Origin of the sequence: Acinetobacter sp. RW6, assembly GCF_041956835.1 — a bacterium.
Classification (GTDB): domain Bacteria; phylum Pseudomonadota; class Gammaproteobacteria; order Pseudomonadales; family Moraxellaceae; genus Acinetobacter; species Acinetobacter calcoaceticus.
Genome location: NZ_CP167121.1, coordinates 227,952 through 241,871, shown reverse-complemented (window position 1 = coordinate 241,871; position 13,920 = coordinate 227,952). Strand labels below are relative to the sequence as shown.

Here is a 13,920-nt window from a genome sequence, read left to right as displayed (position 1 = left end):
TTCCAAAATTTAAGTTACGATTGCCCTAAACGGTAACCCAACCCTCGAATAGTTCGAATAAAGTCTTTCCCGAGTTTAGCCCTCAAGTGATGCACATATACTTCAATTGTATTACTGGTCACATCACTATCGAAATCATATAACTTATCTTCAAGATTTGCTTTAGAAAAGATTTTATTTGGATGGCTCATTAAAGGAATAAGAATCGCCCATTCACGATTCGACAAATCGATCCGCTGACCTTTAAAGGTTGCAATATGTTGTTCAACATTTAAAACCAGATCACCACTTTGTAATAGTTGCTCATGGTTCGCAAGCTGAGCTTCCACCCCACTACGGCGCAACAGCGCATGTATCCGAGCAAGTAACTCATCAAATTCGTATGGTTTGATTAAGTAATCATCTGCCCCGTTGTTTAATCCATCAACACGGTTTTGTAACTGATCTCGTGCTGAAATAATTAAGACGGGGGTTGCTGCCCTTTGGCGAATTTGCTTTAAGACCTGCATGCCATCCATCATAGGCAGCCCTAAGTCCAAAAGAATTAAATCAAACTTATTTTTAGCCAACTGAGCCAGACCATCTAAGCCATTATTGACCCACTCCACCTCAAATTGATGATATTGCAGCAACGTTATTGTTGACTCAGCAATCATAAAATCATCTTCAATCATCAAGATTTTTGTCATGTTGTAGGCTCGCTTTAATTCACATGGGCACAAGAGTGCAGCATATCCAGTTGAGGGTTGATGACCTGAGTTTTTACATCTAACAAACTTAACAAGCTTGGGAATAAATTATCCTGACTTAACTTTTCTTTAGTTTGTTGGCCTAAACAACTCACTTGTGCAAGGTTGTGTTGTTTCCAGCTATCGGAAAACCACATAATCATTGGTACATGTGTCTGTTGGCTCGGTGCGATTGCATAGGGTGAACCATGCAAATACATACCATGTTCACCAGTTGATTCACCATGATCAGATAAATACCATAAACCTGTTTGATATTTCGATAATTCTTTTAGTTTATTAATCATCTGACTTAACACATGATCTGTATACACAATCGTGTCATCATAACTATTTAATAACTCTGTTCGAGAGCAGCCCTGTATTGCATTAGTATCACAAGTCGGTTTGAAGGGTTGATATGCCGCAGGTGCACGCTTGTAATAAGCAGGGCCATGACTTCCGACTTGATGTAGAACAATGAGTCGTGGACGCGTATCTTCTTTAGGAATAGTGGCTAAATACTCATTTAAGCTATCAATTAAAATATCATCAAAGCATTCGCCATTTTTACACCATTTTTGCTTTAATTTTTCTGGAATTTGGTACTGCTCAACACGATCACAAGTACCTTTACAGCCAGAATTATTATCAATCCAAGTCACTTGATAACCTGCACGCTTGGCAATGTCCAATAGACCTTCACGATGACTCGCAAGTTGCTCATCATAGTTAACGCGAGGCATACCAGAGAACATACATGGAACCGAAACAGCAGTCGCTGTACCGCATGAGCTGACTTGAGAAAAATTCAAAATATCCTGTTTAGAAAGTTCCGGATTCGTATTTTTGGCATAACCATTGAGTGAAAAACTTTCCGCACGCCCAGTCTCGCCTACAACTAAAACCATTAATTTAGGCAAGTTGCTTTGTACTTGCTGAACTTGATGAACATCTTCCCCATAACGTATGAGCGGCAAGTTCTTCTTAGGTGCCATTTTGTGATAATAAGACATTAAAGAAGAAATACTATTTTGAGGAGAAATCATGCCTTTTAAATCACGATGTTCACGAAAAATAGCAGCAAAATCGACATAATAAGTAAATAGTAAAATACCGACAATTGCAAAAGAAGCGACAATTGAGCCGACTTTTTTCAACAATAAATGAGAGACTTCTTCTTTTTTAAGTTTTACTTGAGTAATTAAAATAATAGGTAAAACTACAAAGAAAACTGTCCAAAGCCCAAACCGTAATGAAACTAAATCAGAAACTTCAGATACATCTGTTTGTATCATATTTTGAATCTGATCAGGCGAGATGATTACACCTAACGTATTAACAAAATAAGAGCTAAAACCACCAATGAAGACCAGCAAAATTGCAAAAAATTTGGCAGTCCATTTCCAATTTAAAATTTGTAAAATCGCATAATAAGCAGCAACAACAATAACCACTGTAGCAGCTAAAAATAGAATAGCCTTTACTCCAAAATATGGAGTTAAAAGATGTACTTTATTATAAAAACCAATATTTAGAATTGCACCTAACCAAATGGCTATAATGAAATTAAACATAAACAGTGAAATCTGTTTATTTTTTAATATAGAAAAAAAATTCAGCATCTTGGGGAACTACAATCTTTTTATGATGCTTTACTGTAGAAATTGAAACTTAAAAATGACTTAAATAAAAAATGATCTACGACAGATACCTTAAAAAAACACTTATTTCAAAATTTTTTCTAACAAAAAGACGAGGTTAGATTTAACCTCGTCTTTTTTTATTTTTAACTAAATATTGTTCTTAGAAACTATATTTAGCCATTAAACCAACACGGTTATCTTTGTAGTCATCACCAGCAAAGGTTTCACGTTTACCGTTGACATACTCAATACCTAAGTCAATTGGCTTAACTGGTGAGTAAATTACGTTCAGCCATGCTTGTTGAACTTTTTCATTACCCGCAGTATATGCTTTAGCGTAGTCTGTGCCGTCATCAGCGAACTGGGCGCCATATGCTAAAGTAGCGCGTAAGTTAGGTAAAATTTTATAAGTTCCACCTACTTGTACTGCTACAAATTCGTTTTGTTCAATATTATCATTAACTAAAGTATAAGCAGAATTACTACCATATAAGTAGTTACTGTTACCTACTACATAAGATGCATCAGCAAATAGTTTTAAAGGATCTGATACTTTAAAGTCGGTACCTGCAGCAACACCCCATCCTGTTTGGTCATCACCTTTACCAGATTTATAGTTTTCAACAAAAGCTCGAGCAGAAGCATTACCATTACCTGCAGCGTAACCTTGAGTAATTTTAGCTGTTAATACAGGTAGTCTGTATTTAACTGAGTCACCTGTTGCCGAACTATTACCTTCTTCTGCTGAAACAAATAACTGAGTTGCAGGAGCTAATTTATAGTTATAACGTACTTGTGGAATACGTGTTGTACCACCACCAATGTTGGTCGAGAAATCGATCATTTCTGGCGCATGGCTAGACAAGAAGTTAGACGTTGTTTGACCAAACAACCAGTTGTTATAAGTTAAGTAAGCATGACGAATACGTACGTTTTCAGATTTGTTATTGTCACTACTTGCAAAGTCTAATTCAATTTTACCGCCTACTTTTGCACCGCTTACAGGAGCAGTAAAATCTAAACCTAGACGCGTCGTTTTCGCAGTCGCACGCAATTTATCTTTTGCTTCACCAGTTGACTTACTTGCATCAGCAAAGTCACCATCCGCACCTTCAATAATATAGTTAGCGTCACCACGAACAAAACCATATAGGTTCACATCAGCACCAGCTTTAGATTTTAATGATGCTAAAGGCGAAACTGGTGCAGCAACCGGTTGTGCCTTAACTTCAGCTAACTGTACTTGCTGTTGTTGCTGTACTTGCTGCTGTTGTTGTTGTACTTGGCTTTGTTGTTGAATTAAAGCTTTTAAAGCTTCAACTTCTTTACGAAGCTGTTGAATTTCCGCTTTGTCGGAAGTTGCAGCATGTGCCCCACTCATCATTAAAGCTGTAACTGTAAGAGCTAAACTTTTAATAACGAAAGATTTACGATTAAGGAATAGATCCATCAAAAACTCCAAAAAATATATTTTATGTTGCCTATCCATGCCAAGTTGATTTACGCCATTAAATTAGGGGGCTAAAAAATCAACTCTCCTCCACTTTGGTTACATTAATTTTATTACCGCAACCAAAACCAATTTCAACGTTATGCAAGACCAAAACCAATAACCAAAGACATAAAAAACATACTTTGACTTACAGATTTTTACCTTAACTTCATGTTGTAACGAATCCTACACAACTCTCTTATCTTATAGAATGATTAAATCGTTATTTCATTATTCTTTTTTAGACTTTAGGCTAATATCCAATCTACTTGAACATTTTTCTACCCATTTTGATTGATTCACATGATTTTTCTTGTTAACGAAATCCATTTTTACTCCAGTTAGCTTCCATTTGCTACCCAAACAAGATGGCATAATTAATAAAGCATTTAAATAGCTAAAAACATACATTTTTAAAAACATAGACAAAGGTATTAGATAAAGATTAGATCACTCCTTAAGCGACATTAAGTTTATTTATTTCATTTAGTTAACATTATTTTTCTTGTAGTTTTGCATGTTTCCAGAGGTAAATAGGCAGTAAAGTGATCACTCCAATAATGACAATAGCTATCAAATAATGGAAATAACCGAAGGCATCTCCAAACACTCCACTCAAACTATAAAGCCCCCCACTCACAGTCGCCATGACTGAAACCTGAAAGGTAAAATCTGTACCCGCATATTCTTTTCGACTGTAATGCATAACTAAGGTCAACATAACCACCAACAACATTGCAGAGAATGCATCCTCTAAAGCATTTACGGCATAAACTCCCCAAACATTGAGTTGAATTTTCTGTTCGTAGGCATAAGCTAAATAGGTATAAGCCGCTAAGCTCATAATTTTAAATACTGAAAAAACAATTAAGGCCGTAGGTCTAGAGAAGTATTTAAGCAGCCAACCTGCAATTGCAGCCCCTGCCAGTGCCGCTACAGCACCGAGCATCGTGATATAAACGCCAATTTGAGTAAAACTTAGTCCCATATCAACCATTAAAGGTTTAAGTAATGGTCCAGCTAAACCATCTGCTACTTTAAAAGTAATAAGTACAACCAACCAAGAACGAAGCTCTTTATTTTGAGAGAAATAACTCAAGTAGGCCTTAATCTTTATGACTAAGTTTTGTTGGTTAAGTTGAGGTTCATTATTTGAATGAGAAGTGTGTTTAGGTTCTTTAAATAATAAAATGGGTAACGTATTTAAAAACACCAAAGCTGCTAATAACAAAAAAGTGGGTTGCCATGTCAACCAGTCTAAACACCAGAGTACGGCGCCTCCCCCGACAATAAAACCGAGTCGGGAACCGATCACCTGAAATGTATTTCCCCAATGTTGCTGGTCATGCTGTAACAAATTGACAGCCAAAGCATCGGTAGCAATATCTTGTGTTGCTCCTGTTAAGTTCATTAAAAGAAGCGAAATAAAAAAGGCAAATAAATAAAGAGGCTGGTCTAAAGCTTGAATGGGGAAAAAAGACAAAATACACAGCACACCCACCGTCAAAAACTGCGTAGGTAGAATCCAGCTACGGTAGTGCCCTAAACGTGAAAGTGCATGTCGATCAACCCACGGCGCCCAAAAGATCTTGATTGACCAAGGCAACATGAGTAAGCCAAAGCCACCAATATGGGCGAGTGACACACCTTGCGCCCTTAAAATAACGGGTAAGGCATGGGTCATAAAACCGACAGGCAGCCCTTGCGCCCAATATAAGGAAAATAGCAGAAGATAAAGATTTTGCTGCCGAAACATATATACCTACTTTTTATTTGTTTAATGAGGAATAACATCAAATGTCATGTTGTTCTTACATTTTGCCAATGAAGCATATATTTCAAAAGATTAAGATTAAACAAGGACAAGTTAAAATTTAAAAAATATGGATCAACATTTCCCTAATTTACCTCATTTGGTACCTCAACGCGGTACTGCGTTAAGCCGAGCACTATTTAAAAAACTTTTTTTAGCGCAAGGTTGGACAATTAAAGGCGAAATTCCTAATTATCCAAAAGCGGTTGCGATTATTTCACCTCATACGTCTAACATTGATGGGTGGTATGGTTTTCTTGCCATTTTCGGATTAGGTATCCAGATTACGGTTTTGGGTAAAGATGCTCTTTTTAAACCACCTTTTAAACGGGTGTTAGATTGGGCTGGTGTTATTCCAGTTAAACGTGACACAGCCAATGGACTAACTGAACAAGTCGTCGCCACGATTCAAAAATATGACAAGATCTGGATTGGGATGGCGCCCGAAGGCACACGTAAAAAAGCAAAAAAAATGAAAAGTGGTTTTTACCATATTGCCGCAAAAGCCAATATCCCAATTGTGATGTTTTCTTTTGATTATGACCATAAAACGATTCACTGCTTAGGTCACTTAGACCCAAGTGGAAACTATGATGAAGATCTACAAAAGATTTTTGACCGCTATGAAGGAAAAATTTCACCCAAAAATCGCAATTGGCTTGCCGAACCTTTACAAAATCTAGTGAAAAAAACCTAGCAAAAATTGAACGAATCTGGTCTTATGGCCCTTCTTAATTTATCTCGACATAGATTATTTTTAAAGATGAAAATTGCTCAATTTGCCAGTATTGGATTTATCTCTCTAGCACTCTTTGGCTGTGATAAATTTAGCAAAACACCAACGCCGACTACTTCAATTAAAGCCCGTGAACCTGTCATCGCACTTGCTTTAGGTGGCGGTGGAGCAAAAGGATTTTCACATATTGGTGTGATCAAGGTTTTAGAGTCTCATGGAATTAAACCTAAAATTGTAACGGGTACCAGCGCTGGTAGCTTTGTTGGAAGTATCTACGCGAGTGGGCAAACACCTTATCAATTGCAAAGTCTGGCTCTGAAATTACAAGAGTCTGATATCCGTGATTTAACCCTTAATCGTCAGGGCATTATTCTCGGACAAAAGTTACAAGACTACGTTAACCGTAATGTTGGCAATAAACCGATTGAGAAGTTCCCAATCCGTTTTGCGGCTGTGGCAACTCGTCTTGATAATGGTCAAAAAGCAGACTTTATTAAAGGTAATGCAGGCCAAGCCGTACGTGCATCTTGCAGTATTCCTAATGTGTTCGTCCCTGCCACAATCGGCAATCAAAAATACGTAGATGGCGGCCTAGTCAGCCCAATTCCTGTAAAAACAGCTCGTGATATGGGTGCAGATATTGTGATTGCGGTTGATATCTCCGCGCGTCCAGCAGGTAACCGCCCAGCCAATATGTGGGGATTGCTTGATCAGACGATTAACATTATGGGCCAACAAAGTATTAATGAAGAACTCAAGCAGGCGAATGTGGTAATTAAACCTAAGGTTGGTCATTTAGGTACACTAGACTTGAAATCCAGTAATGAAGCAATTTTAGAAGGTGAAAAAGCTGCCCAAGCTCAAATGCGTCAAATTGAAGGTGCAATTGCAAACTTCAAAAAATCTCCAGCAGCATTTAAGCCCGCGCCCCGCTCTAAATTCTAATTGAAGTGGTTTTTTTCTATCCACATTTCCTATCATCTGCTACAGTGGTAAAAGTGATATTGAGTCACTTTTACCCATCATAAAGATATATAAAAGAGCAGATTTATGGAATTTGTTGTACAACCTTGGCACTGGTTTGTATTGGGTATCTTACTTATTCTTTCTGAACTGATTCTACCTGCCTTTGCCGCACTCTGGTTTGGTATTGCCGCCATTATGGTGTGCATTCTCTATTGGTTATTTCCAGATATTAGCCTCACAACGCAAATTGTATTGTGGATAATATTATCAGTGCTATGCACCATTCTTTGGTTCAAGTTTATTAAACCCTTATCAATTGATAAAACGAAAGCGGGTCTCCCCCGTGAAGCAACTATTGGTCAAATTGGAATGGTGATTCAAACTGGTCTAGACCATGATCAAATTATTGTTCGCTTTCCAATGCCTATTTTAGGGGCCGATGAGTGGAATTGTCGGAGCACCACTCCTGTTAAAGTGGGCGATCGTGTCAGAGTTATTGACATTTCGGGTAATGACTTAATTGTTCAAACCCACAGTACTTCATAAACATTAAAGATAAAGAGAGGGTATTTTCATGCCAGTCGGTACTATTATTGTTTTAGCCTTTTTGGCTTTTGTAGGTGTTACCATTTTTAAAGGGGTTCGTATTGTTCCTCAGGGCTACAAATGGATTGTCCAACGTTTAGGTAAATATCACACGACCCTTAACCCTGGACTTAATTTTGTGATTCCTTATATCGATGAAGTGGCTTATAAAATTACCACGAAAGATATTGTGCTAGATATTCCGTCGCAAGAAGTGATTACACGTGACAATGCCGTATTGCTCATGAATGCTGTGGCCTATATTAATTTAACCACACCAGAAAAAGCAGTTTACGGTATTGAAAACTACACATGGGCGATTCAAAACCTTGTACAAACCTCATTACGTTCGATTGTCGGTGAAATGGACCTAGATGATGCATTGTCTTCACGAGATCATATTAAGGCGAAGTTAAAAGCTGCTATTTCTGACGATATTTCAGATTGGGGCATTACCTTAAAAACAGTCGAAATTCAGGACATTCAACCGTCTCATACCATGCAAGCTGCCATGGAAGAGCAAGCTGCCGCAGAACGTCAACGTCGTGCTGCTGTTACCAAAGCCGATGGTGAAAAACAGGCTGCTATTTTAAGTGCAGAAGGTCGTTTAGAAGCTTCTCGCCGTGATGCAGAAGCTCAAGTCGTGTTAGCTGAAGCCTCTCAACGTGCAATTGAAATGGTGACCAGTGCAGTGGGCGATAAAGAGATTCCGGTTGCTTACCTTTTGGGTGAACAATATGTAAAAGCAATGCAGGATATGGCGAAATCTAATAATGCTAAAACTGTGGTTTTACCTGCCGATGTTTTAAATACAATTCGCGGTATTATGGGAAAGCATAATTAACTCAATTACTTCAAATAAGTAATTAAAATCAATACGGTGACTATCATGTCGCCGTTTTTTATGCTTTATATTATTGGTTTTTTAATCTTTTCTGATCTTTCAAAGGTAATTTCTTTACAACTAAATCATAAGAATCATGAATTAAGTCTTGAAGTAAATCGCTTGTTAAGTTCTTATGCGGTGTAATCGAAATCCAGTGCTTTTTATTCATGTGATAGCCCGGAATAATAAATGAATAGAGTTCCTGATATTCCTGACTTTTATACGGATCACACTTCACATTAATCATTTTGACGCCTGCAACTTCTGTCGTCAGCATGAACATTTTCTCTAAAATTTTAAAAACTTCATAGTCAGGCCCAAACGGATGAGTCAGTTGACTAAAGGGAAGATTACGCGCAATTTCAATTGCTTTTTGATGGAGTTGTTCACCATTCATTTTTTTCTCCTTTATTCATTTCGCATGAATAGAAGTTATGAATATTGATTTAATATTATTAGTTCGTACGCGCTAAAAGAAATTGTGAGATATCAACTAATTCTTTTGCATTATCACCAAAATGAGCTAAGGCTTCAAAAGCTTGATCGTGCAATTCTTTTGCATAGATCTGTGCTTGTTCAAGACCCATTAAGGCTGGGTATGTCGATTTTTGCACTTGCTCATCCTTACCAGCAGTTTTACCCAAAGCTTCAGTACTCGACGTAATATCGAGAATATCGTCTAACACTTGAAAAGCTAATCCAATCGTCTGCCCATATTGGCGCAATTTTGGAATTGCTTGATCTGTTCCAGAAAAGATGGTGACTGCACCCATCATAATTGCAGCCTGAATGAGTGCACCAGTTTTATTGCGATGGATATTTTCTAGTTCGTCTTGAGCAATTTGCTTGCCTTCAGCTTGTAAGTCTAACACCTGTCCAGAGACCATTTTAGAGCTGGCAGTTGCTAAAATCTGCATTTGTTTTAATACAATCGCAGCATCAGTACCCTGCCCTTGTTCATCGAACAAACGGCTACCTAAAACTTCAAAAGCCATTGATTGTAAAATATCGCCTGCAAGCAAAGCAGTATCTTCACCAAACGCAACATGACAAGTCGGCTGACCACGACGCAGTAAATCATTGTCCATACAAGGCAAATCATCATGAGCCAGTGAATAACAATGAATTAACTCTACAGCAACCGCCGCACGACGAGCCGCAGCAAAATTTGGATTTGGCTGTAAAGAAGCAGTGGCATAACATAAAGCTGGACGCACACGTTTTCCACCAAGCATAACTGCATGGTGTACTGCACTTTTTAAAGGCTCTGGAATTGAGAACGCGGCCAATGTCGTCAATAAATCTTGTTGAATACGTTGTTGAGCTTGTTTTAAAACATCCGCATTAACTTGAGAGAGTGATGACACAGTCGCCTCGATAAAATCAGTAGAGAAATTTTATTGAATGTAATGAAGCATTCATGCGCTACATCATACACGATTCACTGTGAAAAGTGGGTGCTGAGTTTTTAAAGGCAGACGTAAAAAAGCCTCTACATATTGAGAGGCTCTTTATTTAGATAAAGTTTAGAAACTGTCACCTGGAACACGCACCCAACCTTCCATTAACACACGTGCACTACGACTCATAATGGCTTTTTTAACCGCCCATTGTTCATTAACAAGTTCAGCTTGAGCGCCAACACGCAATGTTCCAGATGGATGCCCAAAACGTACCGCTTCACGTTCACCGCCACCAGCCGCAAGGTTTACTAATGTTCCTGGAATGGCAGCCGCTGTACCAATCGCAACTGCCGCTGTTCCCATCATGGCATGGTGCAATTTACCCATCGACAAAGCACGGACCAGTAAATCAACATCACTCTCTGAAACAGACTTACCACTCGAAGCGGTATAGTTTTTTGGTTTAGAAACAAAAGCAATTTTTGGTGTGTGCTGACGCGCAGCTGCTTCTGAAATATCTTTAATTAAACCCATCTGTACCGCACCATACGCACGAATTTTTTCAAAACGTGCCAGTGCTGCCGCATCGCTATTAATATGATCTTGTAATTCAGTGCCTTGGTAACCCAAATCTTCTGCATTTAAGAAAATAGTTGGAATTCCAGCATTAATAAATGTCGCTTGGAAACAACCAATATCAGGAACGTCTAATTGGTCGACTACATTTCCTGTAGGAAACATATCGCCGCCTTCTTCGCCATCATCGGCTGGATCTAAAAACTCAATTTGAACTTCAGCGGCAGGAAACGTCACCCCATCAAGTTCAAAATCACCAGTTTCTTGAACTTGACCATTGGTGATAGGCACATGGGCAATAATGGTTTTTTGAATATTTTTTTGCCAAATTCGAACAGTACAAAGGCCATTTTCAGGAATACGGTCTGCATCCACTAAACCATTTGAAATAGCAAAAGAGCCAACCGCAGCAGTTAAGTTTCCGCAGTTACCACTCCAGTCTACAAAAGGCTGATCTATTGAAACCTGACCAAATAAATAATCTACATCATGCTCTGGCTGAGTACTTTTCGCGAGAATAACAGTTTTGCTAGTACTAGAAGTGGCTCCCCCCATCCCATCAATTTGTTTTCCATAAGGGTCTGGACTACCAATTACACGTAGTAAGAGTTGATCTCGTGCTTGTCCTGCAACTTGGGCTTTTTCCGGCAAATCATCAAGCTTAAAAAATATACCTTTACTGGTTCCACCACGCATATAAGTTGCTGGAATTTTAATTTGCGGTACTGAGCTCATATCAACTGCTATCCTTACTATTATGTTCTTCTATATCAAAACAAGCATTCTTGTTTACCCTTCTCTTCATCTTAAATTGTTTTAAGGTCAAGAGATAGCACTCTGCTTTTATACATCAATCGTATTGACGTGAGCATATTCTGAGAATTTAGCAATGTGCTTGCAATGACTTAATCTAAGCAAAATCTAAGAAAAAAAGTCTATATGAAATTATATTTTTTAGAACACTTTTCACTCGATATTGAAATATTAAATACAAATTATTGATTTTAAATATTTTTTAAGAGTACTTTTCAGTCACTCGTTATTAATTTGTAGGCTAGGCTAAAATAACTCCATCTATTAGAATAATTTACTTATTCATTGTGAGTGAAGACCTTTGACCAACGAATCTTCTACACTGCAACGAGGACTAAAAAATCGACACATCCAATTAATTGCTATGGGTGGAGCAATTGGTACCGGATTATTTTTAGGCTCGGCGCAAGTGATTCAATCTGCGGGACCATCCATTATTTTAGGATATGCCATTGGCGGCTTAATCGCGTTTTTGATTATGCGCCACTTGGGAGAAATGATTGTTGAAGAACCTGTTGCAGGATCGTTCAGCCATTTTGCTTATAAATATTGGGGGAAATTTCCTGGATTTTTAGCTGGATGGAATTATTGGATACTCTATGTTCTGGTTGCGATGAGTGAACTCACCGCTGTGGCCAAATATATTAATTATTGGTGGCCCCATATCCCAGCATGGACTTCTGTCTTATTTTTCTTTGTCGTAATCACGGCAGTTAACTTAACCAACGTTAAATTTTATGGTGAATCTGAATTCTGGCTTGCCATTATTAAAGTAACTGCGGTCATCTCTATGATTGTTTTTGGCCTTTATTTGTTGTTTACAGCAGATGTTGGTTCAAGCATTTCATTTAGCAACCTTTGGACACATGGTGGCTTTTTTCCAAATGGCTTTAGTGGCCTGTTCTATATGTTAGCTTTCTTAATGTTCGCCTTTGGCGGTATTGAGCTAATTGGTATGGCAGCGGCTGAAGCAAAAGATCCGAAAAAAACCATTCCAAAAGCAATTAACCAAGTCGTTTTCCGTATCTTAATTTTCTATATCGGTTCATTGACAATTTTGCTTTCATTAGTGCCATGGAACCAGTTAGATCTTGGTGGTCTCGACAAAAGCCCATTCGTTATGATTTTTAGCCAAATGGGAATTGGTTGGGCTGCACATCTTCTTAACTTTATTATTTTAACTGCTGCTTTATCTGTTTATAACAGTGGTATGTTCGCAAACAGCCGTATGTTATACGGTCTAGCTCAACAAGGTAACGCTCCAAAAGTTTTCAAAAAAGTAAACAAACAAGGCGTACCTGTTCCAGCCGTATTACTTTCTGCATTGTTAATTTTTGGTTGTGTACTGTTGAACTACTTTGTACCCGAAAATGCATTAAGTCACTTAATGTATATCGTCGTTGGTGCATTAGTATTGAACTGGGCAATGATTAGTTTGACTCACCTCAAATTTAGATCAGCAATGAAAGCAAAAGGTGAAAAAACTCACTTCCCTGCACTTTGGGCACCATTTAGTAACTATTTGGTTTTAGGCTTTATTGCAGTTGTTCTCTACATCATGTGGAGCCAAGGTTTCAAAGAGTCAGTGATGATGATTCCAATCTGGATCGTTCTCATGTTTGTACTATTTAAATTATTGAATTCTAAAAAACAATAATTCTATATTTCATACTTAAATACAAAAAAGCCTCTGTTTCGACAGGGGCTTTTTTTATTCATAATCAGAAAATTATGCACTGTAAAAATTAAAATTTCATCGATAATAAAATTAGAAGTTATGCATATTTATACTGACGCGAACAGTAAGCTCGTTCAATTTCTGGTAAACGTAATTGCTGATGTTTAGTTTTACGCCCTGCCATACGTTTGCGCCAGAGCTTAAAACTGTTGGTTTTCAGGTTGTATCTCATTAAACGAATAACTTCGCTTTCACTTAAGCCATACTCTCGCTCAATTGCTTCAAATGGAGTGCGATCTTCCCATGCCATTTCAATAATTCTAGATAAGTCCTTGTTCAGCAATTTTTTTCATGTTATGCCCTTTTGAATTATACGGTAGCCAAATCTGATTTTTAACAAACAACTCTCTGGTAATAACGCTATCTACCCGATTGCTTGCTTGAATCTTTTCATCTTTTGCTTCAGATCATAGAAAGATAAGCATGAATTTTTTGTGATTTTTTAGCTTTATAAGCTGTAATTTTCTACACGGCATAAGTGGTTGTGAAACCATTGAGTGGCTCAACTTTATCTATATTCCCTACTATGGCTAAAGTT

At 37.9% G+C, this 13,920-nt stretch carries 14 protein-coding genes; 5 read left to right on the top strand and 9 right to left on the bottom strand.

The window, feature by feature from the left end; translation table 11 throughout:
• Positions 1 to 14: 14 nt before the first annotated feature.
• The 5 genes from ACB088_RS01220 to ACB088_RS01200 all read right to left on the bottom strand — a co-directional run bounded on the left by ACB088_RS01220 (position 15) and on the right by ACB088_RS01200 (position 5,622).
• Positions 15 to 689, bottom strand: coding sequence for a DNA-binding response regulator PmrA (locus ACB088_RS01220; protein ID WP_003655381.1), 675 nt, complete (start codon positions 687 to 689; stop codon positions 15 to 17).
• 14 nt (positions 690 to 703) lie between these two features.
• Positions 704 to 2,353: a phosphoethanolamine transferase gene (locus ACB088_RS01215; RefSeq protein ID WP_375037788.1), complete on the bottom strand. Its 1,650-nt coding sequence runs from the start codon at positions 2,351 to 2,353 to the stop codon at positions 704 to 706.
• Positions 2,354 to 2,534: 181 nt separating this feature from the next.
• Positions 2,535 to 3,824, bottom strand: coding sequence for a DcaP family trimeric outer membrane transporter (locus ACB088_RS01210; protein WP_375037787.1), 1,290 nt, complete (start codon positions 3,822 to 3,824; stop codon positions 2,535 to 2,537).
• 273 nt (positions 3,825 to 4,097) lie between these two features.
• Entirely contained in the window at positions 4,098 to 4,289 is a 192-nt protein-coding gene (locus ACB088_RS01205) for a hypothetical protein (protein ID WP_132071766.1), read from the bottom strand.
• 73 nt (positions 4,290 to 4,362) lie between these two features.
• Complete coding sequence (locus ACB088_RS01200; protein WP_375037786.1) at positions 4,363 to 5,622, bottom strand: MFS transporter; 1,260 nt, start codon at positions 5,620 to 5,622, stop codon at positions 4,363 to 4,365.
• Between the two features lie 127 nt (positions 5,623 to 5,749).
• Here ACB088_RS01200 and ACB088_RS01195 point away from each other — a divergent pair, with 127 nt between their 5' ends.
• The 4 genes from ACB088_RS01195 to ACB088_RS01180 all read left to right on the top strand — a co-directional run bounded on the left by ACB088_RS01195 (position 5,750) and on the right by ACB088_RS01180 (position 8,810).
• Positions 5,750 to 6,376: a lysophospholipid acyltransferase family protein gene (locus ACB088_RS01195; RefSeq protein WP_375037785.1), complete on the top strand. Its 627-nt coding sequence runs from the start codon at positions 5,750 to 5,752 to the stop codon at positions 6,374 to 6,376.
• Positions 6,377 to 6,442: 66 nt separating this feature from the next.
• Positions 6,443 to 7,360: a patatin-like phospholipase family protein gene (locus ACB088_RS01190; RefSeq protein ID WP_017392534.1), complete on the top strand. Its 918-nt coding sequence runs from the start codon at positions 6,443 to 6,445 to the stop codon at positions 7,358 to 7,360.
• 105 nt (positions 7,361 to 7,465) lie between these two features.
• The gene (locus ACB088_RS01185) at positions 7,466 to 7,927 is read left to right on the top strand and encodes an NfeD family protein (protein ID WP_005309929.1); all 462 of its coding nucleotides are present in this window, start codon (positions 7,466 to 7,468) and stop codon (positions 7,925 to 7,927) included.
• A 28-nt stretch (positions 7,928 to 7,955) separates the two neighbouring features.
• Positions 7,956 to 8,810 carry an SPFH domain-containing protein gene (locus ACB088_RS01180; RefSeq protein ID WP_005036413.1) on the top strand — a complete coding sequence of 285 codons (855 nt, stop codon included), beginning with the start codon at positions 7,956 to 7,958 and terminating at the stop codon, positions 8,808 to 8,810.
• A 70-nt stretch (positions 8,811 to 8,880) separates the two neighbouring features.
• On the opposite strand, the gene ACB088_RS01175 is transcribed toward ACB088_RS01180, so the two are convergent.
• From ACB088_RS01175 to prpF, 3 genes are all read right to left on the bottom strand, one after another.
• Complete coding sequence (locus ACB088_RS01175) at positions 8,881 to 9,249, bottom strand: MmcQ/YjbR family DNA-binding protein (protein ID WP_375037784.1); 369 nt, start codon at positions 9,247 to 9,249, stop codon at positions 8,881 to 8,883.
• A gap of 58 nt (positions 9,250 to 9,307) precedes the next feature.
• Entirely contained in the window at positions 9,308 to 10,219 is a 912-nt protein-coding gene (locus ACB088_RS01170; protein WP_005036411.1) for a polyprenyl synthetase family protein, read from the bottom strand.
• Positions 10,220 to 10,378: 159 nt separating this feature from the next.
• A complete protein-coding gene (gene prpF, locus ACB088_RS01165) occupies positions 10,379 to 11,566 on the bottom strand; it encodes a 2-methylaconitate cis-trans isomerase PrpF (RefSeq protein WP_375037783.1) in 1,188 nt (395 codons plus the stop codon).
• Between the two features lie 379 nt (positions 11,567 to 11,945).
• Here prpF and ACB088_RS01160 point away from each other — a divergent pair, with 379 nt between their 5' ends.
• Positions 11,946 to 13,301, top strand: coding sequence for an amino acid permease (locus ACB088_RS01160; protein WP_003655361.1), 1,356 nt, complete (start codon positions 11,946 to 11,948; stop codon positions 13,299 to 13,301).
• Positions 13,302 to 13,419: 118 nt separating this feature from the next.
• Here ACB088_RS01160 and ACB088_RS01155 read toward each other — a convergent pair whose 3' ends face one another.
• Positions 13,420 to 13,632, bottom strand: a complete 213-nt coding sequence (locus tag ACB088_RS01155) for a TIGR03643 family protein (protein ID WP_375037782.1) — start codon at positions 13,630 to 13,632, stop codon at positions 13,420 to 13,422.
• Positions 13,633 to 13,920: the final 288 nt, after the last annotated feature.